The sequence below is a fragment of the Streptomyces sp. NBC_00252 genome, from assembly GCF_036187565.1.
Classification (GTDB): Bacteria; Actinomycetota; Actinomycetes; order Streptomycetales; family Streptomycetaceae; genus Streptomyces.
On the sequence record NZ_CP108087.1, the window covers coordinates 1,131,475 to 1,157,784 of the forward strand.

At 71.2% G+C, this 26,310-nt stretch carries 22 protein-coding genes and 1 pseudogene; 15 read left to right on the forward strand and 8 right to left on the reverse strand.

Annotated elements, in window-relative coordinates:
* Nucleotides 1-99: 99 nt before the first annotated feature.
* Nucleotides 100-2,238, forward strand: coding sequence for a SpoIIE family protein phosphatase (locus tag OHT77_RS04985; protein WP_328834160.1), 2,139 nt, complete (start codon nucleotides 100-102; stop codon nucleotides 2,236-2,238).
* An 85-nt stretch (nucleotides 2,239-2,323) separates the two neighbouring features.
* Here the strand turns inward: OHT77_RS04985 and OHT77_RS04990 are convergent, their stop codons facing one another.
* On the reverse strand, nucleotides 2,324-3,688 hold the full coding sequence (locus OHT77_RS04990; RefSeq protein WP_328826743.1) for a S1 family peptidase: 1,365 nt from the start codon (nucleotides 3,686-3,688) through the stop codon (nucleotides 2,324-2,326).
* Nucleotides 3,689-4,446: 758 nt separating this feature from the next.
* Here OHT77_RS04990 and OHT77_RS04995 point away from each other — a divergent pair.
* From OHT77_RS04995 to OHT77_RS05010, 4 genes are all read left to right on the forward strand, one after another.
* A complete protein-coding gene (locus OHT77_RS04995) occupies nucleotides 4,447-4,662 on the forward strand; it encodes a type A2 lantipeptide (protein ID WP_328826744.1) in 216 nt (71 codons plus the stop codon).
* 93 nt (nucleotides 4,663-4,755) lie between these two features.
* Entirely contained in the window at nucleotides 4,756-5,562 is an 807-nt protein-coding gene (locus OHT77_RS05000) for an HlyD family efflux transporter periplasmic adaptor subunit (RefSeq protein ID WP_328826746.1), read from the forward strand.
* On the forward strand, nucleotides 5,559-7,781 hold the full coding sequence (locus OHT77_RS05005) for an NHLP family bacteriocin export ABC transporter peptidase/permease/ATPase subunit (RefSeq protein WP_328826747.1): 2,223 nt from the start codon (nucleotides 5,559-5,561) through the stop codon (nucleotides 7,779-7,781). Before OHT77_RS05000 ends, OHT77_RS05005 begins: the two co-directional genes overlap by 4 nt.
* Nucleotide 7,782: 1 nt before the next feature.
* Nucleotides 7,783-10,599 carry an NHLP bacteriocin export ABC transporter permease/ATPase subunit gene (locus OHT77_RS05010; RefSeq protein WP_328826748.1) on the forward strand — a complete coding sequence of 939 codons (2,817 nt, stop codon included), beginning with the start codon at nucleotides 7,783-7,785 and terminating at the stop codon, nucleotides 10,597-10,599.
* Between the two features lie 38 nt (nucleotides 10,600-10,637).
* Here the strand turns inward: OHT77_RS05010 and OHT77_RS05015 are convergent, their stop codons facing one another.
* Together OHT77_RS05015 and OHT77_RS05020 are read right to left on the reverse strand one after the other, a co-directional pair.
* Nucleotides 10,638-11,138, reverse strand: a complete 501-nt coding sequence (locus OHT77_RS05015; RefSeq protein WP_328834161.1) for an SRPBCC family protein — start codon at nucleotides 11,136-11,138, stop codon at nucleotides 10,638-10,640.
* Between the two features lie 33 nt (nucleotides 11,139-11,171).
* Nucleotides 11,172-11,558: an ArsR/SmtB family transcription factor gene (locus OHT77_RS05020; protein ID WP_328826750.1), complete on the reverse strand. Its 387-nt coding sequence runs from the start codon at nucleotides 11,556-11,558 to the stop codon at nucleotides 11,172-11,174.
* Nucleotides 11,559-11,860: 302 nt separating this feature from the next.
* Here OHT77_RS05020 and OHT77_RS05025 point away from each other — a divergent pair, with 302 nt between their 5' ends.
* Nucleotides 11,861-13,360 carry an MFS transporter gene (locus OHT77_RS05025; RefSeq protein WP_328826751.1) on the forward strand — a complete coding sequence of 500 codons (1,500 nt, stop codon included), beginning with the start codon at nucleotides 11,861-11,863 and terminating at the stop codon, nucleotides 13,358-13,360.
* A 261-nt stretch (nucleotides 13,361-13,621) separates the two neighbouring features.
* Nucleotides 13,622-13,996 carry an STAS domain-containing protein gene (locus tag OHT77_RS05030; protein WP_266777953.1) on the forward strand — a complete coding sequence of 125 codons (375 nt, stop codon included), beginning with the start codon at nucleotides 13,622-13,624 and terminating at the stop codon, nucleotides 13,994-13,996.
* Nucleotides 13,997-14,168: 172 nt separating this feature from the next.
* Here OHT77_RS05030 and OHT77_RS05035 read toward each other — a convergent pair whose 3' ends face one another.
* Nucleotides 14,169-14,606, reverse strand: a complete 438-nt coding sequence (locus OHT77_RS05035) for a protease inhibitor (RefSeq protein ID WP_266777951.1) — start codon at nucleotides 14,604-14,606, stop codon at nucleotides 14,169-14,171.
* Between the two features lie 359 nt (nucleotides 14,607-14,965).
* Between OHT77_RS05035 and OHT77_RS05040 the strand changes: the two genes are divergently transcribed.
* The 5 genes from OHT77_RS05040 (at nucleotide 14,966) to OHT77_RS05060 (ending at nucleotide 19,816) form a co-directional block, all read left to right on the forward strand.
* The gene (locus OHT77_RS05040; protein ID WP_328826752.1) at nucleotides 14,966-15,517 is read left to right on the forward strand and encodes a hypothetical protein; all 552 of its coding nucleotides are present in this window, start codon (nucleotides 14,966-14,968) and stop codon (nucleotides 15,515-15,517) included.
* Nucleotides 15,518-15,728: 211 nt separating this feature from the next.
* A complete protein-coding gene (locus tag OHT77_RS05045) occupies nucleotides 15,729-17,324 on the forward strand; it encodes a purine-cytosine permease family protein (protein ID WP_328826753.1) in 1,596 nt (531 codons plus the stop codon).
* Nucleotides 17,324-17,989, forward strand: coding sequence for a cyclase family protein (locus OHT77_RS05050; protein ID WP_328826754.1), 666 nt, complete (start codon nucleotides 17,324-17,326; stop codon nucleotides 17,987-17,989). The genes OHT77_RS05045 and OHT77_RS05050 overlap by 1 nt, the downstream gene beginning before the upstream one ends.
* A 46-nt stretch (nucleotides 17,990-18,035) precedes the next feature.
* A complete protein-coding gene (locus OHT77_RS05055) occupies nucleotides 18,036-18,734 on the forward strand; it encodes an alpha/beta fold hydrolase (RefSeq protein ID WP_328826755.1) in 699 nt (232 codons plus the stop codon).
* 104 nt (nucleotides 18,735-18,838) lie between these two features.
* On the forward strand, nucleotides 18,839-19,816 hold the full coding sequence (locus OHT77_RS05060) for a 2-hydroxyacid dehydrogenase (RefSeq protein WP_328826756.1): 978 nt from the start codon (nucleotides 18,839-18,841) through the stop codon (nucleotides 19,814-19,816).
* 15 nt (nucleotides 19,817-19,831) lie between these two features.
* Here OHT77_RS05060 and OHT77_RS05065 read toward each other — a convergent pair whose 3' ends face one another.
* A complete protein-coding gene (locus OHT77_RS05065; protein WP_328826757.1) occupies nucleotides 19,832-21,457 on the reverse strand; it encodes an RICIN domain-containing protein in 1,626 nt (541 codons plus the stop codon).
* A 387-nt stretch (nucleotides 21,458-21,844) separates the two neighbouring features.
* Nucleotides 21,845-22,723: an oxidoreductase gene (locus OHT77_RS05070; RefSeq protein ID WP_328826758.1), complete on the reverse strand. Its 879-nt coding sequence runs from the start codon at nucleotides 22,721-22,723 to the stop codon at nucleotides 21,845-21,847.
* A gap of 162 nt (nucleotides 22,724-22,885) precedes the next feature.
* Here OHT77_RS05070 and OHT77_RS44985 point away from each other — a divergent pair.
* Nucleotides 22,886-23,740, forward strand: a pseudogene (locus OHT77_RS44985) (helix-turn-helix domain-containing protein); the annotation flags it as partial.
* A gap of 573 nt (nucleotides 23,741-24,313) precedes the next feature.
* On the opposite strand, the gene OHT77_RS05080 reads toward OHT77_RS44985, so the two are convergent.
* Together OHT77_RS05080 and OHT77_RS05085 are read right to left on the reverse strand one after the other, a co-directional pair.
* Nucleotides 24,314-24,691, reverse strand: coding sequence for a toxin Doc (locus OHT77_RS05080; protein ID WP_266777935.1), 378 nt, complete (start codon nucleotides 24,689-24,691; stop codon nucleotides 24,314-24,316).
* A gap of 3 nt (nucleotides 24,692-24,694) precedes the next feature.
* Nucleotides 24,695-24,940: a hypothetical protein gene (locus OHT77_RS05085; RefSeq protein WP_266777933.1), complete on the reverse strand. Its 246-nt coding sequence runs from the start codon at nucleotides 24,938-24,940 to the stop codon at nucleotides 24,695-24,697.
* Between the two features lie 137 nt (nucleotides 24,941-25,077).
* On the opposite strand from OHT77_RS05085, the gene OHT77_RS05090 reads away from it, so the two are divergent.
* Entirely contained in the window at nucleotides 25,078-25,575 is a 498-nt protein-coding gene (locus tag OHT77_RS05090) for a methylated-DNA--[protein]-cysteine S-methyltransferase (RefSeq protein WP_328826760.1), read from the forward strand.
* Nucleotides 25,576-25,604: 29 nt separating this feature from the next.
* Complete coding sequence (locus OHT77_RS05095) at nucleotides 25,605-26,294, forward strand: 2OG-Fe(II) oxygenase (RefSeq protein WP_328826761.1); 690 nt, start codon at nucleotides 25,605-25,607, stop codon at nucleotides 26,292-26,294.
* Nucleotides 26,295-26,310 lie beyond the last annotated feature (16 nt).

Here is a 26,310-nt window from a genome sequence, read left to right on the forward strand (position 1 = left end):
GCCCCGCCCGGGCGAGGGAGGGCCTCGCTCGCCGTGCGCGTCGGGCGCCCTGGGTGGAGCCTGATCACGGGGACCGGGACCGCACGGCCGGACGAGGAGGTGGTCGGCGTGTCCGACGGAGGGGCGTCGAGGCAGGCGCCGGTCGGCAGGCCGATGCTGTCGCTCGCGCTGGCCGCGATGATGGACGGCGTCCACGCGCACTCGGGCGCGGTGTACCTGCTGACGCCCGAGGATCCGGTGCTGGAGATGGCGGTGATGGCCGGGCTGCCCCGCGCGTTCGCGGCGCCCTGGGAGCGGGTCGGGCTGAGCGCGCCGATCCCGGTCGCCGAGGCGGTGCGCGAGCGGCGGCTGATCTGGGTGGGCGGCGAGGAGGACATGGCGCGGCGCTATCCGCGGATCGCGGTGGTGCTGCCGTACCCCTTCGCCCTGGCCGCGGTGCCGATCGCCACGGAGTCGACGGTCTACGGCGCGGTCTTCGTGACCTGGCCGGGTTCGCATCCGCCGGTTCTCTCCGACCGGGACCGCGAGCAGCTGACCGCCGCCTGCGACCGGCTCGCGCTGCGGCTGGAGCGGGCCGCAGCGGAGCGACGGCCGGTGCGGGCCGAGCCGGATCTGCTGGCGACCGGGCCCGCGACGAGTGTGGCCGGGACGCTGGGCACGGTCGAGGCGGCGCGGATGGTGGCCCGGCTGCCGTACGGGCTGTGTTCGCTGGATCTGCACGGGCGGGTCGGCTTCGCGAACGCGGCGGCCGGGGAGCTGCTGGGCCTGTCGGTGAGCCGGCTGCTGGGCACGCAGTTGTGGGCGGCGGTGCCCTGGCTCAACGACCCGGTGTACGAGGACCGTTACCGGGCCGCGCTGCTCAGTCAGCAGGTCACGTCGTTCGTGGCGCTGCGCCCGCCGGGCGAGTGGCTGTCGTTCCGGCTGTATCCGAACACGACCGGCCTGAGCGTCCGGATCAGCCGGGCGCGGGCGGTGACGGAGCTGAGCCGTGCGGTGCCCGAGCCGGGTGAAGGACCGGCGCGCCTGGTGACCATCTCGCAGGTGCTGAGCCTGGCCGGGGCGCTCACCGAGGCGGTCGGGGTGGAGGACGTGGTGCAGCTGATCGCGGACGAGGTCGCGCCGGCGGTGGGCAGCAAGGCGCTGGTCGTCCTGGGTTCGCACGGCGGGCGGCTGCATGTGCTGGGGCACCGGGGTTATGTCGACCCGCATGTGGTGGAGCGGTTCGACGGGATGCCGCTGACGGAGCCGACGCCGGGGACGGCCGCGCTGAACAGCGGTGTGCCCGCGTTCTTCGACTCCCGGCAGGAGCTGGAACGGCTGTACCCGAGCCGGCACGCGACCCCGGACGGCTTCGCGGCCTGGGCGTATCTGCCGCTGATCGCGTCCGGCCGCCCGGTCGGCACCTGTGTCCTGGCCTACCCCGAGCAGCACCCCTTCCCCGCCGACGAGCGGGCCGTCCTCACGAGCCTCGGCGGCCTGATCGCGCAGGCCCTGGAGCGCGCGCTGCTCTACGACGCGAAGAACCAGCTCGCCCACGGCCTCCAGGCCGCGCTGCTGCCCCACACGCTGCCGCCGCTCCCGGGCATCGAGGCCGCGGCCCGCTATCTCCCGGCCACGCGGGGCATGGAGATCGGCGGCGACTTCTACGACCTGGTGGCCTCGGAGGGACTGGCGGCGGTGATCGGCGATGTGCAGGGGCACAACGTGACCGCGGCCGGGCTGATGGGCCAGATCCGGACCGCCGTCCGCGCGTACACGACGGTGGGCCAGGCGCCTGCGGAGGTCATGCGCAGCACCAACAGGCTGCTGATCGACCTGGGTTCCGAACTCTTCGCGAGCTGTCTGTATCTACGGCTGGATCCCGCGCGCGGTACGGCCGTGATGGCGCGGGCCGGGCATCCGCCGCCGTTGCTGCGCCGCCCGGACGGGCGGGTACGGGTGCTGGACCTGGCGGGCGGTCCGCTGCTGGGCATCGACGCCGACGCGGTCTATCCGACGACGGAGGTCGATCTCGCGCCGGGTTCCGTCCTCGCCCTCTATACGGACGGGCTCATCGAGTCGCCGGGCGTCGACATCGAGGACGCCCTGGCCGAACTGGGCCAACGCCTCGCGGCGGCAGGGGACTTGCCGCTGGAGGAGCTCGCCGACGAACTCGTGCGGCACAGTGCGGCGGCACAGGAGCGGAACGACGACGTGGCGCTGTTGCTGCTACGGGCCCGGGAGCCGGGACCGCGTTGACCGCGGTACAAGCAGAGCGGTCCGGCCCTCCCGCCGGAGGGCCGGACCGGTCCACCGCCGACCTGAGTCGCTGAAAGCGGTCGGGTCAGTGGTTCGAGGTGAGCGAGGAACCGTCGTCGGCTCCGGTGCCGGTGTCCTGGCCCGTGCCGCTCTGGTCCTGGCCGGTGCCGGTGCCGTCCGTGGCGGACGGGTCCACCGCTCCGGACTGGTCGCCGGTGCCGTCGGTGGCCGACGGGTCGGCAGCGGTCGCCGACGGGTCCGCCGTGGCGGTGTCGTCGCCCGCGCCCGCACCCGCGCCGGCCGCGCCGTCGCCGAGGGTGGCGCCGGTCGCGGTGAGCGCGGCGGTGACCGGCTGGAAGAAGGTCTCGCCGCCGCTGGTGCAGTCGCCGCTGCCGCCGGAGGTGAGGCCGACCGCGCCGCCGTCCTGGGTGAAGAGCGAGCCGCCGCTGTCGCCCGCCTCGGCGCAGACGTCCGTCTGGATGAGGCCGTTGACGGTGTCGACACCGTTGGGGTCGGTCTCGCTCTGGAAGTTGACGGTCGCGTCGAGCCCGGTGACCGTGCCGTCGTGCAGACCGGTGGTGCTGCCCATCCGGAAGACCTGGGTGCCGACCGTGGCGTCCTCGGCCTGGGTGATCTGGACGGTCTGGCCGTTGCCCACGTTGACGTCACTGGTGGTCTGCGTGGCCGGGTCGTCGTACTTCACAAGTGAGAAGTCGTTACCGGGGAAGGTGGCCTGGTCGACGGTGGCGATCGGCTGGCCTTCCTGCGAGTCGGACCACTGCTTGGCCGCGACGCCGCAGTGTCCGGCGGTCAGGAACGCGGGGGTGCCGTCGCTCGCGGTGACGTTGAAGCCCAGCGAGCATCGGACCCCGCCCTGGTCGGTCTGGGCGAAGATGGCGTCGCCGCCGGAGACCAGCGTCTTGAAGGAGCCCGCGGTCTTCTTGACGGTGGCCATGTTCGTGCCGAGGCTCTTGACCGTCGACAGGACGGTGTCCCACTTGGCGCCGGTGACGCTGCTGTCGGCGAGGACCTGGATCTTGTTGGTCTTCGGGTCGACCGACCAGGCAGTGCCGGGCACGGTCGCCTTGGTCTTCAACACCTTTGCGGCGGCGGTGAGTTCGGCGGTGCTGTTCTGCACCTTGCGCACCTTGGCGCCGGCCTTCTCCGCCTGCACGACCACCTTGTCGTTGTCGCCCGAGATCACGTTGACGACGAGCTGCTGGGTGGCGCTGTCGTAGTAGGACCCGGCGAACGCGTCGCCCAGCAGTCCGGCGAGCTGCGAGGAGAGGTCCGAGGCACCCGTCGCCTTGAAGGTCTTGGGGGTGGCGGCGCCTGCCGAATTGTCCTGGGACGCGTTGGCGTTCGGCAGCAGGATCGCCGCCGCTCCGAGGGCGGCGACACCGCCGATGGCTATCGCGGCCTTACGCTTCGGGATTCGCTTGTGACTCAAACTGCTCGACCTCCTGGGGACCGGGGTCTGCGCCGCCGTGCGGCGGCGATGGGGGGCGCCTGGATGCCCGTTGATACGCACGTGTCACGTGGGCCGTTCAATTCCGTTTCTCAACTTCCTTTGCAAAATCGCGAATCGGCCATGTCCAAGCTCTGACCCCGCGGCGGCGTGCGACGGCCCCGCACCCGCGCCGACCACGCGCCCGGGCATATGCGCCCGGCAGACTTCACCCGTTCCGGATGTCTTGATCGAATCGGTGCCGCCCGAACTCGCCCGCGCGCGGCCCCCGTTCACACCCTCCGGCGATCACCACACAACGCGACCGGTCGGCGACCGTCCGTCGAGATCGGGGAGCGGAATCCTCGCTTCAGGGAATCTGCACAGCGCGTACCCAACGAAGTCACGGCACTCGACGGATCTGCACATGCGCACGCCCCCCGGCACGCCTTTGGCGAGGAGTGCCCCATTCCGCTTCGGCGCCGCAAGCTCTCGCGCGGAACCATGTCGTGCAGCGTGTGAAGAAGTCGCCGACACCTCGTGCCCGGGCCTGCACGGTTCGTGCCTCCTGAGGCTCAAGTGCCCTGGTGGGACAGGAGTTTGATTGGCTGCGTCCACCCGCACCGTGCTTTGATCCATCGCATCGCAGGAGCCGAGAGGGCTCCGGAAACGGCGCCCGGCGCCTGCGGTCGCGGCCGTCGTCTGTCCCCAGAGGGGGCCGCTCCCCCCTTGTGAATATCCATATGAAGGGAAGTTCCCCCATGAACTCCACCCCCCAGGTCGAGACCGTCGAGATCTCCGACGCCGAGCTCGACAACGTCTCCGGTGGTCTGTCCGTGAACGCGCTCGGCACCGTGACCGGCCTGGTCGACGGCGTTGCCCCGGTCTCCGGCCTGGTCGACACGGTCGTCGGCACCGTCGAGGGTGTCACCGGCCTCAACGTGGCCCCGGTCACGAACCTGGTCGCCGGTCTCTGATCGCACCTTGTTCCACCGAGTCCCGGAGCCGTTTCCCGGCTCCGGGACTCTTGGATGCCGTAAAAGATCTCTCCCCTAGGTGAGGGAAGTCCCGTGCAGTTCCGCCAACAGGCCCTCGCCAAGCTCCAGTCGCCCGAAGAGCTGGATCTTCCGGTGCGCTTCGCGCGTCCGCAGGGCTGGCTCGTGCTCTCCGTGACGGTGGTCGTGGTGGCCGCCGCGTCCGTGTGGGCGGTGACCGGTTCGGTCGCGTCGACCGTCGGCGCGTCCGCCGTCCTCACGCACGGGGAGGGCAGTTACATCCTGCAGAGCCCGGTGGCCGGGCAGGTCACCGCCGTCCTCGCGCAGCAGGGTGAGCGGCTGCCCGCCAACTCCCCTGTGCTGAAGGTCCGTACGAGCGACGGCGACTCCGTCGTGCGCACGGTCGCCGCGGGCCGTATCACCGCGCTCGCCGCCACCATCGGCCAGATCATCCAGACCGGCGCGAACGTCGCGGCCGTGGAGAAGGTCGCGCACGCCACCGATCCGCTCTACGCGACGGTGTACGTCCCCGCCGAGAACGCGGCCTCCATCCCCGCGAACGCCGCCGTCGACCTGACCGTCTCCTCGGTGCCGACGCAGACGTACGGCGTGCTGCGCGGCCAGGTGAAGGCGGTGGACCGGTCGGCGCAGTCGGCGCAGCAGATCTCCGCGTTCCTCGGCGACAGCCAGCTCGGCGAGCAGTTCACCAAGAAGGGCCGGCCGGTGGCCGTGCTGGTGAGGCTCGACAAGTCGCGGAAGACGAAGAGCGGTTACACGTGGTCGTCCGCCGACGGACCGCCGTTCGCCCTCACCTCCATGACCATGGCCTCGGCCTCGATCCGGCTGGCCGATCAACGCCCCCTCGATTGGCTGCTGCCGTGAGCCCCGCTCAGGACACCCGTTCGCGGCGCCGGTCCGCACCGCCGAAGCGCCCGGTCCCCAAAGGCCGCGTGAAGACGGTCCGCACCCCGACCGTCCTCCAGATGGAGGCCGTCGAATGCGGCGCCGCCTCCCTCGCGATGGTCCTCGGCTTCTACGGCCGCCATGTCCCGCTGGAGGAGCTCCGCATCGCCTGCGGTGTCTCCCGCGACGGCTCCCGCGCCAGCAACCTGCTGAAGGCGGCCCGCAGTTACGGCCTGACGGCCAAGGGCATGCAGATGGACACGGCCGCCCTCGCCGAGGTCCGCTCCCCCGCCGTCCTGTTCTGGGAGTTCAACCACTACGTCGTCTACGACGGCATGGGCCGCCGGTTCGGCCGGCGCGGGGTGTACATCAACGACCCCGGAAAAGGGCGCCGGTTCGTGCCCATGGAGGACTTCGACGCGAGTTTCACCGGTGTCGTCCTCGTCATGGAACCGGGCGACGGCTTCGAGAAGGGCGGCCGCAAGCCGGGCGTCCTCGGCGCGATGCCGGCCCGGCTGCGCGGCACCGCGGGCACGATGCCCGCCGCCGTCCTCGCGAGCCTGCTGCTGGTGGCGGTCGGCGCGGCGATGCCCGCGCTCAGCCGGACCTACATCGACATGTTCCTGATTGGCGGTCAGACGTCCTTGCTGGGCGTCCTGTTCGCGTCGATGGGCACCTGCGTCCTGCTCACGCTGGCACTGACCTGGCTCCAGCAGGCGAACCTGCTGCACGGCCGCATCATCTCCTCCACCCTCTCCAGCGCCCGCTTCCTGCGCCATCTGCTGCGGCTGCCGGTGACCTTCTTCTCCCAGCGCAGCCCGGCCGATCTGGTGCAGCGCCTCCAGTCGAACGACGCCGTCGCCGAGACGCTGGCCCGCGACCTCTCGGCCGCGGGCGTGGACGCGGTGGTCGTGGTGCTGTACGCGTTCCTGCTCTACACGTACGACCCCCAACTCACCTACGTCGGCATAGGAGTCGCGCTGCTGAACGTGGTGGCGATGCGGGTCGTCATCCGGCTGCGCGCGACCCGTACGGCCAAGCTGCGCGCCGACAGCGCGCGGCTCACCAACACCGCTTACACCGGGCTCCAGTTGATCGAGACGATGAAGGCGACCGGCGGTGAGGACGGCTACTTCCGCAAGTGGGCCGGGCAGCACGCCACCACGCTTGAGGAGCAGCAGCGGCTCGGGGTGCCGAGCGCCTGGCTGGGTGTGGTCGCGCCGACGCTCGCCTCGCTCAACAGCGCGCTGATCCTGTGGATCGGCGGTATGCGCGCGGTCGAAGGGCACATCTCCGTAGGCCTGTTGGTCGCCTTCCAGGCGCTGGTCACCCGCTTCACCGCGCCGATCACGCGGCTCAACGGCGTCGCGGGCCGCATCCAGGACTTCGCGGCCGACGTGGCCCGCCTGAAGGACGTCGAGAACTTCCAGGCCGATGCCCTCTACTCCCGTGCGGGCGGCGCCGATTCGACCCGCCGGCTCCAGGGACACGTCGAGCTGGAGAACATCACCTTCGGCTACAGCCCGCTCGACAAGCCACTCCTCACCGGCTTCGACCTGACGGTGGGCCCGGGCCAGCAGGTGGCGCTGGTCGGCGGCTCCGGCAGCGGCAAGTCCACGGTGTCCAGGCTGATTTCGGGTCTCTACACACCCTGGGAGGGCGTGATCCGCATCGACGACCACCGCCTGGAGGACATCCCGCGCGGCGCGCTCGCCGCCTCCGTGTCCTTCGTCGACCAGGACGTGTTCCTCTTCGAGGGCTCGGTCCGCGACAACGTGGCGCTGTGGGACCCGTCGATCCCGGACGAGGCCGTGGAGGACGCGCTGCGCGACGCGGCCCTGTACGACGTGGTGATGCGGCGGCCCGGCGGCATCCACAGCCGGGTCGAGCAGGACGGGCGCAACTTCTCCGGCGGTCAGCGTCAACGCCTGGAGATCGCGAGGGCGTTGGTGCGCAGGCCGAGCATCCTGGTGCTGGACGAGGTGACGAGCGCGCTGGACGCGGAGACCGAGCTGGTCGTGATGGACAACCTCCGCAAGCGCGGCTGCGCCTGCGTGGTGATCGCGCACCGGCTGAGCACCGTGCGCGACAGCGACGAGATCGTCGTCCTGGAGCACGGGACGATCGTGGAACGCGGGCGGCACGACGCCCTGGTGGCGGCCGGCGGAGCCTACGCCACGCTGGTCAAGGAGCGCTGAGATGACGTCCGTTCACGAGGGCGACCTGGTCCTCGGCGCGCTGGGAAACCTCGGCACGCCGATCGACTGCGCCGGATCCAACCGCCTCGACCTCGAAGGCCCGCAGGTGCTGTGGCTCGTCGCGTCGGGCGCCATCGACCTGTTCGCGGTGGACGCCGTGCAGCAGGGCCACTGGCACCACCTCGGCCGCCTGGAGGCGGGCTCGCTGCTGCTGGGCCCGGTCGCAGGACCCCAACACACCCTGGTCGCCCGCCCGTTGCGGGACTGCGTGGTGCACCGCATCAACCTCCGCGAGCTGTACCAGCCCGCCAACACCCAGACCTGGTCGTACGACGAGTACGGCAACCCCCAGTACGTGCCCCCGACTTCGAGCCCGCTCGAGTACGCCCTCGCCCTCGGTGTCGGCCGCGGCCTCTCCATCCTCTTCCAGGCGCCGATGGCGAGCGAACGCGCCGCCGCGCCCACCGACGACGACGTCTTCTGGATGCAGGTCCCGCCGGGCAGCGTGCAGTACGGCTCGATGTACGGCGCCGAGGCCGCCGCCGACCTGCTGATGGACCCCGGTGTCTGGCAGGGCATGGTCGACCAGCAGTACCGGCTGCTGTCCACGCTGGACAAGTGGATCGAGCAGCTGGAGCGCACCCACGAGACGCGAACCGCCGCCGGTATCAAGGCCGGTGAGGCGGTACGTGCGCAGGCCGACCGGACGCTGCTGGCGTCGATCGGCAAGTCCTCGGCCCGGCGCACGACCGCCGCCGATGCCGACGCGTCGTACGCCGCCTGCAAGTTGGTCGCCGAGGCGGCCGGGATCACCCTCGCCGAACCCTCCCGGAGCGGCAGCGAGAGCGACCGTCTCGACCCGGTCGAGCGCATCGCCCTCGCCTCCCGGGTCCGGGTGCGGGCCGTACGGCTCGACGGGCGCTGGTGGCGGGACGACGTCGGACCGTTGGTGGGTCATCGGGCGCTGTCCGGGGCGCCGGTCGCACTCCTGTGGCGGCGCGGCGGCTATGTCGCCGTCCATCCGGCGACCGGCCGGGAGACCCCGATCGAGAAGGCGAACGCGGAGGAGTTCGAGCCGCGCGCGGTGATGTTCTACCGTCCGCTGCCCGAGCGGCGGCTCAGTCCGCTCAGGCTGCTGCGGTTCTCCATGCAGGGCACCGGCGGCGACCTCTCCAACCTGCTGATCAGCGGACTGGTGACGGTCGCCATCGGGGCGCTGGTCCCGATCGCGACGGGCAAGGTGCTCGGCGAGTTCGTGCCGAAGGCCCAGACGAACCTGATCGTCCAGGTCTGCGTGGCCGTGATGATCACGAGTGTGGTGGCCGCGGCCTTCATGCTGCTGGAGAACCTCACGATCCTCCGCCTGGAGGGCCGGATCGAGGCGACGCTCCAACCGGCCGTCTGGGACCGCCTGTTGAGGCTGCCGACGAAGTTCTTCACCGAGCGCTCGACAGGAGAGCTGGCGAGCGCGGCGATGGGCATCAGCTCGATCCGCCGTCTGCTGGCGGGAGTCGGGCCCGTCGTCGCCCAGTCGGTGACGGTCGGCCTGATGAACCTGGGCCTGCTGTTCTGGTACAGCCCCTCGATGGCGCTCGCGGCGATCGGCATGCTCGTCGTGATCGCGGCCGTCTTCCTCGGGCTCGGCCTGTGGCAGGTGCGCTGGCAGCGCCGGCTGGTCGTGCTGAGCAACAAGCTGAACAACCAGGCCTTCCAGACCCTGCGCGGCCTGCCCAAGCTCCGTGTCGCCGCGGCCGAGAACTACGCCTACGCGGCCTGGGCCTCCGAGTTCGCCCGCAGCCGCGAGCTCCAGCAGCGGGTCGGCCGGATCAAGAACCTCACCACGGTGATGGGCGCCGTGTACCTGCCGGTCTGCACCCTGCTGATGTTCATGCTCCTCGCGGGCCCGGCACGCGGCTCGATGTCGGCGTCCTCCTTCCTCACCTTCAACACCTCGGTGACGATGCTCCTGACCTCGGTCACCAGCCTCACCGGCGCCTTCGTCTCTGCGGTGTCCGCGCTCCCCCTCTTCGAGGAGATCAGGCCGGTCCTGGACGCGGCCCCCGAGGTCCGTACCGCGAGCACCCGCCCCGGCCGGCTCTCCGGCGCGATCGAGGCCCGCCGGGTCTCCTTCCGCTACACCGACGACGGCCCCCTCGTCCTCGACGACGTCTCCTTCGACGTCCGCGCGGGCGAGTTCGTGGCGATCGTCGGCCCCAGCGGCTGCGGCAAGTCCACCCTCCTGCGCCTGCTCATCGGCTTCGACAAACCGGTCTCCGGCAGTGTGCTGTACGACGGCCAGGACCTCGGCGCCCTCGACCAGTCGGCGGTGCGGCGGCAGTGCGGGGTGGTGCTCCAGCACGCCCAGCCGTTCACCGGTTCCATCCTGGACGTCATCTGCGGCACCGAGCCGTTCACGCCGGAGGAGGCGATGGCGGCGGCCGAGATGGCGGGGCTCGCGGAGGACATCAAGCGGATGCCGATGGGCCTGCACACCATCGTCTCCGGCAGCGGCGCGGTGTCGGGCGGCCAGCGTCAACGCCTCATGATCGCCCAGGCGTTGATCCGCAGGCCGCGCATCCTCTTCTTCGACGAGGCGACCAGCGCGCTGGACAACGAGACCCAGCGGACGGTGATCGAGAGCACGAAGGCGCTCAACGCGACCCGGATCGTCATCGCCCACCGGCTGTCGACGGTGCTCGACGCCGACCGGGTGGTCGTCATGGAGGACGGCAAGGTCGCCCAACAGGGGCCGCCCGCCCAGCTGTTGGCGGACACGGGCGGGCGGCTGCACGAGCTGGTGCGGCGGCAGATGGCGTGACGAGCCGGTCGGTGGGGTGAGTCGCCCCGCCCGACAGGTCAGTCCTGGCCCGGGACGGCCGCGCCGGAGGGAACCCCGGCCGCCACGTAGCCCTCGTAGAACGTCTTCCAGGGCACACCCGCCCCGGTGTGCGGCCCCGCGACCCGCTCGCCTCGGGCCGTCGCGTCCAGGGCGGCGAGGCAGACCTCCCAGCCCGCGCCGTTGCGGGACGCGGTGTTCGCGGCGCTCAGGACGTTGGTGAGCGTGAACCGGGTGCGCTTCTCGTCGATCTCCTCGAGGTCGAAGCGCAGCTCGTCGTCGCCCCACTCGAAGGACAGGTGCCGGGGTGCGTCGACGGCGATGATCCGGCCGGTGAACTCCGGCATGTTCGGGTCGCCGCTGAACGTGACCGTGGCCCCGGGGCGCAGCTCGAACTCGGCGCGCGAGGGGAACCACTGCGCGAGTTCGTCGGGGTCGGTCACGAACTGCCAGACGCGGGCGAGGGGTTGGTCGTAGGTCCGGCTGAAACGGACGGCGGGGCGGCCGTCCTCCAGGGTCAGATACGTGCCGGTGAGATCGGCGGACCTGGCGGATCAGTCCTTCGGGGTGGGTTCCTCGACGACGTCGGTGCGGTCGGTGTCGCAGGCCGCAGGGGTGTCGTCCATGTCGTCCGACGTCTCGTCGAGGCGCCGGCCCAGCCGGTCCAGGCTGCGGTTCCACAGCGCGCGGTAGGGGGCGAGCCAGGCGTCGAGCTCGGCGATCGGCGCGGGGTCGAGGGCGTAGACACGGCGTTGCGCGTCCTGCCGTACACGGACCAGACCCGCGTCGCGCAGCACCCGCAGGTGCTTCGACGTGCTCGGCTGACTCAGGCCGCATGCCTCCACGATCTCCCCGACGGGCCGGGGCCGCTCCAGGAGCAGGCCGACGATGGCCCGCCGATGGGGATCGGCGAGGGCGGTCCAGAGCGCGGCGTCGGACATGACCCCAATATGCCTCGCCGGTTATATTCCCGTCAAGGAATACAGAGCGAGTTGCCGCCCCGGCCGTACGAGATCACCATGAATGGGTCCGAAAGGGTCCCGGCGACGCCACACGAGCATCGAGCGCCACACACCTCACCCTGCGGCCCGGCCCCACGCCCGCCAAGTCGCCGCCGCGCGGGCCGACTCCCCGCCCCAGCGAAACGTTGCCGTTTCGCTGAAAGTGCTCTAATCTCGATGTGTACGAAACCGTTTCGTTTACGTTTTGGTAAACCCTGAACGACTTCCCTGGAGTGGTTCCGATGTCCCAGAAGACTCTGACCGAAGGCACCCGCCCGGGTGCCGCGGAGGCGCAGGCGGCCTCCTCGAAGCGGTGGTGGATCCTCGCGATCGTCGCCATCGCTCAGCTGATGGTGGTCCTCGACGCCACCATCGTGAACATCGCCCTGCCGTCCGCCCAGAAGGACCTCGGCTTCTCCGACGGCAACCGGCAGTGGATCGTCACCGCGTACGCCCTCGCGTTCGCCTCCCTCCTGCTGCTGGGCGGCCGCATCGCCGACCTGTTCGGCCGGAAGACCGCCTTCCTCGCCGGTGTCGTCGGCTTCGCCGCCGCCTCCGCGCTCGGCGGTGCCGCCACGAGTTTCGAGATGCTGGTCACCGCACGCGCCCTCCAGGGTGTCGCGGGCGCACTGCTCGCACCGGCGGCGCTGTCCCTGCTGAACACAACGTTCACCGACGCACGTGAGCGCGCCAGGGCGTTCAGCGTCTACGGCGCCATCGCCGGCGCCGGCGGTGCGGTGGGCCTGCTGCTCGGCGGTGTGCTGACCGACGCCTTCGACTGGCGCTGGACCCTCTATGTGAACGTCGCCATCGCCTTCGTCGCCTTCGCGGGCGGCTGGGTCCTGCTCACCAACCACCGTGACGCCGCGGGCTCCAAGCTGGACGTGCCGGGCACGGTCCTGGTCGCCGGTGGTCTCTTCTCCGTGGTCTACGGCTTCTCCAACGCCGAGACGCACGACTGGAGTTCACCGCAGACCTGGGGCTTCCTGATCGCCGGTGGTCTGCTGCTCGCGGCCTTCGCCTGGTGGCAGAACCGCGCCGCGCACCCGCTGCTGCCGCTGCGCATCCTGCTCGACCGCAACCGGGGCGCCTCGTTCCTCGCCGTGCTGATCACCGGTGCGGGCATGTTCGGTGTGTTCCTCTTCCTCACCTACTACCTCCAGCTGAACCTGGGCTTCAGCCCGACCAAGACCGGTGTCGCGTTCCTGCCGATGATCGGTGCCCTGATGGTTATGGCGCAGCTCGGCACCACGATGCTCGTGCCGCGGCTCGGCCCGAAGGTCGTCATTCCGCTGGGCTTCGCCATCGCCATGGTCGGCATGGCCTGGCTGACCGACATCGGCGTCAGCTCGTCCTACGTGAGCCACGTGCTGCCGCAGCTGATCGTGATCGGCGCGGGCCTCGGCATGGTGATGCCGCCGGCGATGCAGCTGGCGACGGGCGGAGTGGCCGCCGAGGACGCGGGTGTCGCCTCGGCGACGGTCAACGCCATGCAGCAGGTGGGCGGTTCGATCGGTACGGCGCTGCTGAACACGCTGGCCGCGAGCGCCGCGACCGACTACCTGGCCGGGAAGGACGCGCGCAACAAGCTGGTCCAGGCGCAGGCGACGATCGAGAGCTACACCACCGCGTTCTGGTGGTCGGCCGGCTTCTTCGCCGCGGGCACGCTGATCGCGCTGGTGCTCTACCGTCGCGGGGTCCCGCAGCAGGACGAGGACGCCGCACCCGTCGTCCACATGTGACCGGCTCCGCCCGGGCCCGGGCCTGAGCCGCACGGACCGAGGGGCCGCCGTCCGCAGGGAGACGGCGGCCCCTCTTCTTTCAGGTCCTCTTGCACATGACGGCTCTTCGTCGAAGTGACGACCGGACGGAAGTCAACCTCCAGAACCGAAATTCACCTTCTCGGGTGAACCAGATCTTGCGGACGGCGTGTCGGGGATGCTCGGGCCCCCTCCGGGGTAACTACCGAGACCGAATACGCCCCGTGCCGAGGTGGAGCGGCCATGACAGCGGAAGCGGACGAACGCGACAGCCCCGCGGCCAACTCCTGTGCCCGTACGCGGTCCGGGGGCCCCTTCACTGTGGTCGAGGTGTCGGGCGAGATCGACATGGCGACGGCCGGCTTCGTCGTGGAGCACCTGGACGCGGCGACGGCGGTCGAGGAGCCCGATGTGCTGGTGGATCTGCGGCCCGTCGAGTTCTTCGACTGCTCGGGGCTGCGGGTGCTGTGCCGGGCCGAGCGGCGGGCCAAGGAGCGCGGTGGCCGGCTGCGTATCGTTTCGGACGGACCGCGGATCGACCGGCTGTTACGCGCCTCGGGACTGCTCGGCCGTTTCCCGCCGCTGCGCGTGCTGCCGGCCCGGGCCGAACGGCCGTAATGAGCCAAGGCGGGAAGCGGCCGGGTCATGACAATGCCAGGGGCCGGCGCGGGCGACCCCACACCGCCCGGCCGACCCCTGGTGCGGGATCGCAGTACTCCGCGACAGGGGCACGCACTCCCCAGCTACGGACCCTCCCTGTTGCTCACGGAGACGGTGCGACCCCGGTCTCTCAGAACGTGAAGACGCCTCCGTATCCGTAGGAGTCCTTCACGCACTCGTTGGAGAAGACGCGCTCGTAGGAGACGCGTCGGCCCTGCCACACGCCGTCGACCGTCACGACGACGGGGTGGTAGAGCTTGTTGCAGAGCACGTCGTCCCGGGCCGTCAGGGCGTCGAAGTCGCCCCCGATGCCGCGCAGTTCGGCGCAGGCCTCGGCGGCTGCCGGATGGGTGCCGGAGGCGGTGGGCGCGCAGGTGAGGGTCACCGCGCGTTCCGGTGTGGCGAGGGCGGCGTCGTTGCCGTGGCCCATGGTGAGCACCAGGGCCGAGGGGGCGTAGAGCGCGGCCGGGGCGGCTCCCTGGGTGGCGAGGGCGGACCCGGTCAGGGGTCCGCAGACGGCGGTGGCCGTCAGACCCAGGGTCGCTGCCCAGCGCGCGGTGTTCCGCATTGTGTGCATCCTTCCGCTCGATGCGAACCGATCACGATGCGATCGGTTCGGAGTGGTGCCGGTCCCGCTCGGTCGGTGCCGGACCGGCGGGCGCCACTCTGCCGAGTCCCTCGCGGAAACTCACATCCCACCCACAGGTTTCAGTAACCTTGCGTGTTGAATCAGTGGCGTGAAGTCACGGAATTCGAACACGTCGACCCGGTAACCACACGGTTCTTGATCGTCGAAGCGGGTCGGATGGCCGGTTTACCCGTGCTCGCCAATCGTCCTGAAACAGTCCCGAAACATTCCGTTTCAGCTCTCGGCACACTCCGCCGCGGTCCCTTGCGTTCGCTCTGTCGCCGAGTAATGGTAATTACATGATTACGACAGAGCAGCAGGAGAAGCTTCGCGGCTGGTTCACCGGCCGTCTGCCCGACGACCTGTTCGAGGAGCTGGTCGAGGTCACGGTCGACCGCGAGGAGGTCACCGTGATCGGCCGCATCCCCGCGCCCAAGCTCGCCGAGGGCGTCTCGGACGCCGAGAAGGAGGCGGCCGTCCAGGGCCGCGTCCAGGAGTTCCGCGAGCGCACCCGGGACACCCGGATCGCCCTCGCGCGTGAGGCCGAGCACCGGTTCCGCAGGAAGGTCTCGTGGGGTGTGGAGTGCGCCGGGGAGCGCTCTCTGTTCACGCACATCGCCGCGCCCGTGATGACCCGGCTGCGCCAGCCCGAGCGCCAGGTCCTCGACACCCTCATCGCCGCCGGCGTCGCCCGCAGCCGCAGCGACGCGCTCGCCTGGTGCGTCCGGCTCGTCCAGCGCAACACCGACGACTGGCTCGGCGAACTGCGCGACTCCCTCGAACACGTCCAGCGCGTCCGCGCCCAGGGCCCCGACGCCGAACCGGAGGACGCCCCGGGCGACTCCGACTGACTCCGCACGACTCCGGGGTGGATGATTCCTCCACCCACGGCACGAAAGATGGATGAACCGTCCTCTGGTGCGGGTGTCACGGCCGCCATAGCGTCGGCGAACACCCTGAGGACGGCATCCGCTCACCCCGCCCACCCCGCGCGCGTGACGCCCGTCCCCACCGCCACCGCGCTACAACGCGCTCCACCGCCGTCCCCCGCTGGAGCCTCCCTTGTCCTCCTCGTCCGAGCAGCCCGCCTCCTCCCCCGCCGCGCCGAGCCAGTCCCTGACCGAGGTCGAGACCTACGGCGTCGAGCGCATCCCCGACGCGGACCGCACCGCCACCCCGCTCGACCTGTTCCGGGTCGCGTTCGGCGGTGCCAACACCTTCTCCACCTGTGTGCTGGGCGCCTTCCCGATCCTGTTCGGCCTCTCCTTCTGGCAGGGGCTCGCGGCCACGCTCCTGGGAGTCGTCGTCGGCGCGCTGATCCTTTGCCCGATGGCGGTGTTCGGCCCGGTCAACGGCACGAACAACGCCGTCGCCTCCTCCGCGCACCTGGGCGTGCACGGCCGGGTCGTCGGCTCGTTCCTGTCCCTCCTCACGGCCGTCGCCTTCTTCTCCATCTCGGTGTGGAGCTCCGGCGACGCCCTGGTCGGCGGCGCGCACCGCCTGTTCGGCCTGGAGCAGAGCACGCTCTCCTACGTCGTCGCGTACGCGCTGTTCGCCGTGCTCGTCCTCGCCGTGTGCGTCTACGGCTTCCGGTTCATGCTGTTCGTCAACAAGATCGCCGTGATGTCCGCGACGGTCCTGTTCCTGCTCGGCGCGATCGCCTTCGCCGGTGACTTCGACCCGTCGTACGCCGGTGTCTTCACGTCCTCGGCGGACGCGGCGACCCAGTCGCTGTTCTGGCCGTCGTTCATCGGCGCCGCCCTGATCGTGCTCTCGAACCCGGTGTCCTTCGGCGCGTTCCTGGGCGACTGGTCGCGCTACATCCCCGCGAACACCCCGCGCCGCAAGGTGGTCGGCGCCGCCTTCCTCTCCCAGATCGCGACCCTGCTGCCGTTCGTCTTCGGGCTGGCGACCGCGAGCATCATCGCCACGAAGGCCCCCAAGTACGTCGACCCCGGCGCCCCCGACTTCGTGGGCGGGCTCCTCGCCATCTCACCGAGCTGGTTCTTCCTGCCGGTCTGTCTGCTGGCCCTGATCGGCGGCATGTCGACGGGCACGACCTCGCTCTACGGCACCGGGCTCGACTTCTCCTCGGTCTTCCCCCGGCTGTCCCGGGTGCAGGCGACGTTCCTGGTCGGTGTCCTGTCCATCGCCTTCATCTTCATCGGACGCTTCGGCCTCGACCTCGTGCAGTCGATCTCGACGTTCGCCACGATGATCATCACCTGTACGACACCGTGGATGGTCGTGATGATGCTGGGCTTCTACACCCGGCGCGGCTGGTACGACCCGGACGCGCTCCAGGTCTTCAACCGCCGTCAGCGCGGCGGGCGTTACTGGTTCGCGCACGGCTGGAACTGGCGCGGGATGACCGCCTGGTGGGTGGCCGCCGTCGTCGGTGTGCTGTTCACCAACATCCCGGGCCAGTTCGTCGGCCCGCTCGGCGACCTCGCCAACGGCGTCGACATCAGCCTGCCGCTCTCACTCGCCGTGGCCGCCGTGCTGTTCCTGGGTCTGCTCCGGCTGTTCCCGGAACCCCGTGCCGCGTACGGACCGGAAGGCGCGCGCCTGGCCCGTACCGTCGAGGTCCCGGTGCCGCCGATCACCGGTCCCGGCGCGGCGATCGAGGCACCCGTCGTGGCCGCCGAGGCCGGCTGATGCCGGGCTGGTTCGACCTGTCGGTGCCCGTGGTCACCGGGATGCCCGTGTATCCCGGTGACCCGGCCGTCGAGGTCTCGGTCGCCCTGCGCGCACCCCGGGACGGCGTCAACGTCCTTCGGCTGCACATGGGTTCGCAGTCCGGCACCCATGTCGACGCCCCCTACCACGTGGACGACGCGTGGCCCCGCCTCGACGAACTCCCCCTGGACCGCTTCGCCGGGCACGCGGTGGTGGCCGACGTACGGGGCCTGCCGGACCGCGCGCCGATCGCCCCCGACCTGCTCGCGCCCGCGCTACGGCAGTTGCGGCCGGGGTCGCTCCTCCTGCTGGCCACGGGCTGGTCGGCGCACTGGGGCACCGACCACTATCTCGCCCACCCCTGGCTCACCCCGGAGGCGGCCGAAGCGCTCGTCGCGGCCGGGGTCCGTACGGTCGCCGTCGATGCCCTGAGTGTCGACCCGACGCCCGAACCCGGCGACGGGACGGCCGACTTCGGCCTGCCCGCGCACCGGGTGCTGTGCGGCGCGGGCGGGGTGATCGCCGAGAACCTCACCGGTCTCGATCAGCTGGTGGGACTCCCGGACATGGAGCTGTTCCTGTTCCCGCTGCGGCTGCCCGGGGCGGACGGAGCGCCGGTACGGGCCGTGGCGCGGGCGGTCTGATCGGTCCGCGAAGGTCGTTGTCGGACCCGGCGGTTACGTTGGGCGCATGACTCGATTCGTGGTGGTGGCGGGGGCGTGGCTCGGGGCGTGGGCATGGGACGAGGTGGTGTCCGAGCTGCGCGCGGCCGGGCACGAGGCGCATGCGCTGACCCTGTCCGGTCTTGCGGAGAAGCAGGGGGTCCCGGCCGGGCAGCGGACCCATGTGCGGGACATCGTCGACGAGGTCGAGCGCCTCGGTCTACGGGACGTCGTCCTGGTCGGCCACAGCTATTCAGGCGTGCCGGTCGGCCAGGCGGCGGAGCGCATCGGCGACCGGCTGGCCCGGGTGGTGTTCGTCGACGCGAACGTGCCGGTCGACGGGACGTCGTTCCTGGACGGCTTCCCGAGCGACCACATCAGGAAGACGCTCGACGAGCACGGCGGGGCCTGGCCGCCCCTGGACCCCGCCGACTACGCGGGGCAGGGCCTCACGGACGAGCAGATCACGCGCATCGTCACCGACGGGACCGCGCACCCGGGTGCCTCCCTCACCGAACCGGCCGTCCTGGCCCACCCGTTGGCCGACCTCCCCGCCACCTACGTCAAGTGCCTGCTCGACGGCGACGAGTTGATGCCCCCGGTGGACGGACTCGTCGGGAGCGGGCGCTGGGAGCTGGTCCGGATGGACACGGGCCACTGGCCGATGTTCTCGCAGCCCCGTGAACTGGCCCGCGTGCTAAGCGAATCGGCCGCCAGATCCTCCTGAGCCCACGCCCACCGGTCGTCCTGACCCGAGCCCACTCACCGACGCCGCCGCCGGTCGTGCATGCTCGGCGACGAAAGCCCCGCCCCTCTCCTCAAGGACTCCGCATGCCCCCCACGAAGAACGTCCTGGCCGTCGTCCCACCCCACATGGGCGGTCGCGCAGCCGGAGCCGGCCTGGCGACGCTGCTGCCCGACGGGGTGGACGTCACCGTCGTCGAGACCGTCGGCGAGGACCCCCAGGCGCTGCGCGCGGCACACGTCATCATCACCGCGCTCTCCCCGGTGACGGCCGAACACATCGTCGCCGCACCGGAGTTGGAGCTGGTGCAGTGCGCGAGCCACGGCTTCGACTACGTCGACCTGGATGCCGCCCGCGCCCAGGGAGTGGTCGTCTGCACCATCGGTTCCAGCGGCGCCGAGGCGCAGAACGTGGCCGAGCAGACCTTCGCCCTGATGCTGGCGCTGGCCAAGCAGATCGTCCCCGCGCACACCGCCCTCGCCCAGGGCGACTGGGCGCTCCCACGACTCCAGCGCTCCCTGACCGAGCTGTCCGGCAAGACCCTCGGCATCGTGGGCCTGGGCGCGATCGGGCAGCAAGTCGCCCGCAGGGCAGCCGCGTTCGACATGACCGTCGTCTACGCCGGGCGGCGCCCCGTCCCCGAGGAGACGACCGCGCGGCTGGGCGGCGCCCGTCATGTCCCCCTCGACGAACTGCTCCGCCTCTCCGACTACGTCACCCTCCACACCCCGCTCACCGACGAGACCCGGCATCTCCTGGACGCGGAGCGGCTCGCGCTGCTCAGGCCGACCGCGTTCGTCATCAACACCGCGCGGGGCGCCCTGATCGACCAGGACGCCCTGGCGGACGCTCTCGAAGCGGGCGCCCTCGCGGGTGCGGGCCTGGACGTCTTCGACCCCGAACCGCCCACCCCCGCCCTGCGGTTGCTCAAGGCGCCGAACGTGGTCCTCTCGCCGCACGTCGGCGGCGTGACCCGCGAGACGGTCCTCCGGATCGCGCTCGCCGCCGTGCGGAACGCCGCCGACCATCTGACCGGCAAAGCCCCGGCCGACGTCGTCAGTTGAACGGGTCCACAGTCCTCAGCCGATCCGGTCCGAGACCCTCGCGGGCCGCGCCGACGGCGCTCCCGTGCCGGCGATCGACAGTGAACCGGGGCTGGCCGTCACCCCGTTGGTCAGCCAGCGCTGCGCCGTGGAGTGGTCGCGGACCTTGAGGACGATCACCGCCCCCGGGTCCTTGCTGGTGGAGGTGAGCGCCAGCCCCGCATTCCAGCGGGGCAGCAACTCGCCCTGCGCGGTGAGGGCGTAGCGGACATCGTTGCCGCGCGCGGCCTTCGCGTCGGCGCAGGTGCCGAGGACGACGACACCGGCGTCGGCGTGCGAGTCCAGGCACAGCGCGGGGTCCGCCGCACTGCGCAGCAGCCCGTCGGTGTCGTAGGACCACTGCTGGGTCGCGCCCGACGAGCACACCGCGAGGCTGGTGCCGGCGCCTGCCTTCACGGTGCCCTGGATGTCGAGGCACAGGTCGGCGGCGGCGTTGCGCAGCCGCGTGCGCTGGGGTGCGGCGGGGAGCCGGGCGGTGCCGGGTGCCGAGGACGACACGTGTCCGGAGCCGCTGTTCGTGGTGCTGGAGGCGACGGGACCGGCGGTGCCGCCGCCGTGGCCGGGCCACAGGCCGACGGCGAGCACCAGCGTGACGACCCCGGCACCGACCAGGCCGACGCCGGCGAACAGCGCCCGGGACGAGCGGACCGCGTCCACGATCCGGCGGCCGGGCGCGGGGAGGCGGGACAGCAGTCGGTGCCGTCCCGTGCCGCCGCCGGTGTGCCCGCCGTGCCGGGAGGCCGCCTTGGCCTGGGGGTCGTGCCCGACGCGTCCCGGCCGCGACGCGAGGTACGGGCGGGCTCCCCAGCCGAGTACCGCCTCGGCGAGGAGGACGCCCAGGCCGCCTTCGAAATAGCCGAGTTGTTCGGCGGCGAAACGGCAGTAGCGGCACTGCGTCAGATGCTGCTGGACATCGGGGAGCAGGGTGCCGCCGCGGCGAATCGGGGCGTCGAGGAGCCGGTTGTAGTAGCGGCAATCCTGGGTCGGCGCGAGTTCCCGGTGGGCGCGTACACAGCCCTGCCGGAATTTTTCGTGCGCCTCCTGGAGAGCGGCCGACGCGTTGTCGGTGTCCATGCCGAGCAGGGCCGCCGGCACGGTTATCGACTCGGCCTCCACCTCGGTGTGCCACAGCAGACACTGGGCGAGCGGCGGAAGCGTCTGGAAAGAGCGCTCCGCGAGCTTCCGATTTTCCGCCGTCATGGACTTCGCGGCCCGCATGGCGCGGCCCCCGGAGGGTTTCTCCAGATCGGGAAGGACACTCGATATTCGCTCTTCCGTGGACCACTCCCGGAGCGTGTCGCGCACGGTCAGCAGCAGTCGGGGCCGCAGGGCCACTCCGTGTTCACCGAATGTCAGCCGGTCGAACACCTGGTGGAAGGCCGCCGCCGCGGCCATCGCGGGAATGGCCCCCTCGGCGTCGAGGCAGATGCCCGCGTAATCCTGGACCGGCCGCCAGTGCCGTGTCATGAGCAGGGCGACCGAATGGGCGGCCTCCCCCTCCGGGCGGCCCCGCAGCCGGGCGGCCAGGGTCTCGTCGGATTCCTCGGGGGCCCCGCCGTCCGGCGGCGGGTAAGGAGGACGAGGGGGGTGAGGGATGGACACGGAGTGGATTCCTCGGATTCGGTTCATCAACAGCTCAATGAGCCCCGGCATTGCCCCCGCGCGGGTGTTTCACCCTCGCACAACCCACGGAACCCAACAAGGCGCTTGGGTAACATCCCTCCCATTGAAAGAAAGTCAGAGGCGGTGCCAACTCGCTTCACCTGCACGGGCTTTCGACTTTCCATGCGCCCCGTGTGAACCACGCGCACACACCGGTGCGTCACGCACGCTCCCGGCACACCGCTCACCGGGGTCCACTGGAATCGGCCTTTCTCGGAGGCCTAGCGCCGGACGGCGGCTCTCCCGCGCCAATCGGCCGCCGACCCTGCTCCTCCCGCCCTCGGTCGGCGGCCCCGAGGGCGGGGGCGGCCCACCCCCGCCCTCCCCTCATGCTGCCAACGCGCGCCCGATGCCGTCGAGTTCGGCGATCACGTCGTCGGGCAGCACCAGGTCCGCCGCGGCGATGTTGTCCCGCAGATGCGCGCGGGAGGAAGTGCCGGGGATCAGCACGGTGGTCGCCGACCGCTGCAACAGCCAGGCCAGCGCGACCTGTTGGGGCGAGGCCCCCAGCCGGGCGGCGACGTCGGAGAGGGTCCTCGACTGGAGCGGGGTGAAGCCGCCGAGCGGGAAGTAGGCGGCGAACGCGATGTTCTCCGCGGCGCAGCGCTCGACGAGGGCGTCGTCCTGCCGGTTCGCCAGGTTGTACAGGTTCTGCACGGTCACGACCGGCGCGATGGCCTGGGCCTCGGTCAGCTGGGCGGCGGAGACCGTGCTCAGCCCGAGGTGCCGGATCAGCCCGGCCTCCCGCAGCTCGGCGAGGGCACCGAACTTCTCCCCGATCGACTCCTCGTCGGCGGTGTCCTGCGCGCCGAGCCGGAGATTCACCACGTCGAGGACGTCGAGCCCGAGGTTGCGGAGGTTGTCGTACACCTGCGCCTTGAGGTCCTCGGGGTGCCGGGACATGATCCAGCCGCCGTCGGCGCCGCGCCGGGCGCCGACCTTGGTCACGATGTGCAGGTCGTCCGGGTAGGGGTGGAGGGCCTCCCTGATGATCTCGTTGACGACGACGGGGCCGTAGAAGTCGCTGGTGTCGATGTGGGTGATGCCCCGCTCCACGGCCTCGCGGAGGACGGCCACCGCTTCGGCGCGGTCCTTCGGCGGGCCGAAGACGTGGGGGCCGGCGAGTTGCATGGCGCCGTATCCCATGCGGGTGAGGGTGAGGCCCTCGGCGGGGGTGAGGGTGCCGCCGGAGACGGTGTCGGCCATGATGGCGCGCCTTTCGATGAGGGTGGACCAAGGGGGATCCGCGGTGTGCGGTCCGGTCCTGCCATCGACACTGCGCCTGTCCCGGCCGGGCAGGCAGTACCCGGATGTTCCTGGTAGTGACAGGGACACGCACCGCGGAGGATTCGGACCTACGGTGGTGACGTGGACAGCAAGAACGCGCTCGGCGAGTTTCTGCGGGCCCGCCGTGAGCGGGTCCGGCCCGAGGACGTGGGCCTGAGCGGCGGCGGGCTGCGCCGGGTGCCGGGGCTGCGCCGGGAGGAGGTCGCCCTGCTGGCCGGGATCAGCTCCGACTACTACCTCCGGCTGGAGCAGGGCCGCGACCGCAACCCGTCGGTGCAGGTGCTGGAGGCGCTGGCCCGGGTGCTGCGCCTCGACGCCTCCGCGACCGCCCACCTGCTGAGCCTGGCGCAGCCCGAGCGGCCGGCCGTGTCCCGCAGGCGGGCGAGGCGGCCCGAGGCGGTACCGGCCAGCGTCCGCGAGCTGCTGGACACCTGGTCCGGGCACCCGGCGTACGTGCAGAACCGATTCACGGACTGCCTCGCCGCCAACGCGCTGTGCACGGCGCTGTCCCCGAACTACACACCGGGTGTGAACCTGCTGCGGGCGGTGTTCCTCGACCCCGCCGAACACGAACTGCGGCGCGACTGGGACGAGTTGACCGCCGAGGGCGTGGCGACCCTGCGCGGCCACATCGGGCCCGACGTCGACGATCCCCGGCTGGTGGAGCTGGTGGGCGAGCTGTCGGTACGCAGCGACCGCTTCCGGTACCTGTGGAGCCGCCACGAGGTACGGCCCATGCTCGGCCGGACCAGTCTCCTCAGCCACCCGCTGGTCGGTGACTTCGAACTCCGGTCGAACAAGTTCGAGATCCCGGGCACGGACGCGTTGAGCCTGGTCGTCTTCCACGCGGAGCCCGGGAGCCGGAGCGCGGAACTACTGGGCTTGCTGGGCAGCCTGACGGCGCCCGGCACGCCACCATGGCGAGAGGATTCACGGGCCGCGTCGGGCGCGCCACCCCGGCAGGAAGATTCACGCGGCGCATCCAGCGCTGCACCCCGGCAGGAAGACTCACGGGCCACGTCCAGCACTCCACCGTGGCAGGGAGACTCACGCGGCGCTTCCGGCGCTCCACCCCGGCGGGAAGACTCACGCGCCGCGTCCAGCACTCCACCCCGCCAGGAAGACTCACGCGGCGCGTCCAGCGCTGCACCCCGGCGGGAAGACTCACGCGCCGCGTCCAGCACTCCACCCCGGCAGGAAGCTTCACGGGCCGCGTCCGGCACTCCACCCCGGCAGGAAGACTCACAGGCGCCGTCCAGCGAAACGCCCCCGGAGGGAAAACTGCGGACGGCGCGCGGCGAGCCCTCTCGCCAGGATGACCTGCGGGACGACCTGCCCGACGACCTGCGGGACACGTCGGCCCAGACGTCCCGCCAGGGCGACGGCCGGGCCGTGGCCGGCGGCGAAGCACCCCCGCGGGGAATCCCGCTGGAGCGCGACGAGACCGCTCGCCGTGACGAGGACCGCTAGCCGGACCCGCCCAGTGAGGCCTATTCGTGAGACCTCCCCTCAGATTTGCCAGGACCGCAGCCGGTCCGCCGCTCCGTAGATATCCGTCTTGCCGGAGATCAGATCGCGGGCGAGGTCGACGAGCGCGCCGTAGGGCGGGTCGATGCCGACGCCGCTGACGAACATGTAGGCGACCGCCGTGGCACAGGCGAAGCGGGCGTTGGCCGAGGGCAGGGGCTTGAGCAGGGCGAGGGTGTGCAGGAGGGCGGTGGCACGCCAGGCCGGGTCGGAGTCGACGCCGAGGCGGGGCGGGTCGACGCGGTGCCGGGCGACGGCAGCTACTAACGCCGAAAAGTCGTTGATGGTGGGCTGGTCCGGCAGGACTTCCTCATGACGCTGGAGCAGCCAGGGCACGTCGATATGGATGGCGTCCGGCATGCGTCAGGCGACCCGCCCCTCGCCCTTGGTCGCCGGTTCGTCGTCCGGGAACGCGGCGGCGAACTCGTCGGCGTGCGTGGCGAAGAACCGGCGGAAGGCCTCGGCCCCTTCCTGGAGCGCCCGGTGCCGGGCTATGTCGGCGGCGGCGGCCTCACGCACCAGCGCCTTCATCGACGTACCGCGCTCCTTGGCGATCTGCCGCAGGTCCTCTAGCTCGCGATCGCTGAACTCCACGTTGAGAGCTGGCATGCCCACACGGTACCGCTCGGGTACTTACCCGTAAATACCCCCAGGTCAAGAGGCACACCCGACGGTACCGAACCGGCCCCAACACCATGTCCGAATCCCGCCGGTGATGACCGCCTCCGCGGAGCAGACTCGTCTCCATGAACACGGTCTGCACACTCATCGACAGCCCCGTGGGCGCGCTGCTCCTGACCGGCGAGAAGACGGCCGACGGCACCACCCTCACCTCCCTGACCATGCCGGACCAGCCGACCGTCCCCGCCGACTGGCGACGCGACGACGAGGCCTTCACCGAGGCCGCCCGCCAGCTGTCCGCGTACTTCGCCGGAGACCTCACCCGCTTCGACCTCCCGCTGGCCGCCGAGGGAACGGAGTTCCAGCAGCGCGTCTGGCAGGCCCTCGACGAGATCCCGTACGGCACCACGACGACCTACGGCGCCCTCGCCGAGCGCCTGGGCGTGCCGCGCGCCGAGGTCCGGGCACTGGGCGCGGCGCTCGGCGCCAACCCGCTGCTGCTGGTGCGCGCGTGCCACCGGGTGATCGGCGCGGACGGCTCGATGCGGGGTTACGCGGCCGGAGTCGAGCGCAAGGTCCACCTCCTCACCCACGAGGGCGCGTTGCAGCCGATGCTCGGCTGACGCGGACCCGGGACCCGGAAGGAGGAGCAATGGACCGCACCAACTGGTCAGCCCTGGCAGCCGAGTTGGACGAGTACGGCAGCGCGCCGACCGCCGAACTGCTGACCCCCGCGGAGTGCCGCGACCTGACAGCCCTGTACGAGAAGCCGGAGCTGTTCCGCACCACCGTGGACATGGCCCGCCACCGCTTCGGCTCCGGCGAGTACCGCTACTTCACCCACGACCTGCCCGCACCGGTGGCCGCCCTGCGCGCCGCGCTCTACCCGCGTCTGTTGCCGATCGCCCGGGACTGGGCGGCCCGCCTCGACCGCCCGTCCCCCTGGCCGGACGACCTGGACGAATGGCTCGCCCAGTGCCACGCGGCCGGCCAGGACCGTTCGGCACAGATCCTCCTCCGGTACGGCGAGGGCGACTGGAACGCCCTGCACCGCGATGTCTTCGGCGAGCTGGTCTTCCCGCTCCAGGTCGTCATCGGCCTGGACGAGTACGGCACCGACTACACCGGCGGCGAGTTCCTCATGGTCGAACAACGCCCCCGAGCCCAGTCCCGAGCCACCGCAACCCCGCTCCAACAGGGCCACGGCCTGGTCTTCACCACCCGAGACCGCCCGGTGAGAACAAAACGCGGCTGGTCGACCGGCCCGATGCGCCACGGGGTGAGCACCGTACGCTCCGGCAAGCGTCACGCCCTGGGCCTGGTGTTCCACGACGCAACGTGAGGCCGGCGCTCCGAAA

Bases quoted from the DNA above. Each gene is read 5' to 3' on its own strand.
- OHT77_RS05020 (WP_328826750.1), bottom strand. From the start codon at position 11,558: ATGTCCGACGCCGCGCTCTGGACCGCCCTCGCCGATCCCCATCGGCGG.
- OHT77_RS05030 (WP_266777953.1), top strand. From the start codon at position 13,622: ATGACAGCGGAAGCGGACGAACGCGACAGCCCCGCGGCCAACTCCTGT.
- OHT77_RS05035 (WP_266777951.1), bottom strand. From the start codon at position 14,606: ATGCGGAACACCGCGCGCTGGGCAGCGACCCTGGGTCTGACGGCCACC.
- OHT77_RS05085 (WP_266777933.1), bottom strand. From the start codon at position 24,940: ATGCCAGCTCTCAACGTGGAGTTCAGCGATCGCGAGCTAGAGGACCTG.
- OHT77_RS05060 (WP_328826756.1), top strand. From the start codon at position 18,839: ATGCCCCCCACGAAGAACGTCCTGGCCGTCGTCCCACCCCACATGGGC.
- OHT77_RS05080 (WP_266777935.1), bottom strand. From the start codon at position 24,691: ATGCCGGACGCCATCCATATCGACGTGCCCTGGCTGCTCCAGCGTCAT.
- OHT77_RS05070 (WP_328826758.1), bottom strand. From the start codon at position 22,723: ATGGCCGACACCGTCTCCGGCGGCACCCTCACCCCCGCCGAGGGCCTC.
- OHT77_RS05040 (WP_328826752.1), top strand. From the start codon at position 14,966: ATGATTACGACAGAGCAGCAGGAGAAGCTTCGCGGCTGGTTCACCGGC.
- OHT77_RS05055 (WP_328826755.1), top strand. From the start codon at position 18,036: ATGACTCGATTCGTGGTGGTGGCGGGGGCGTGGCTCGGGGCGTGGGCA.
- OHT77_RS04995 (WP_328826744.1), top strand. From the start codon at position 4,447: ATGAACTCCACCCCCCAGGTCGAGACCGTCGAGATCTCCGACGCCGAG.
- OHT77_RS05095 (WP_328826761.1), top strand. From the start codon at position 25,605: ATGGACCGCACCAACTGGTCAGCCCTGGCAGCCGAGTTGGACGAGTAC.
- OHT77_RS05010 (WP_328826748.1), top strand. From the start codon at position 7,783: ATGACGTCCGTTCACGAGGGCGACCTGGTCCTCGGCGCGCTGGGAAAC.
- OHT77_RS05090 (WP_328826760.1), top strand. From the start codon at position 25,078: ATGAACACGGTCTGCACACTCATCGACAGCCCCGTGGGCGCGCTGCTC.
- OHT77_RS05025 (WP_328826751.1), top strand. From the start codon at position 11,861: ATGTCCCAGAAGACTCTGACCGAAGGCACCCGCCCGGGTGCCGCGGAG.
- OHT77_RS05050 (WP_328826754.1), top strand. From the start codon at position 17,324: ATGCCGGGCTGGTTCGACCTGTCGGTGCCCGTGGTCACCGGGATGCCC.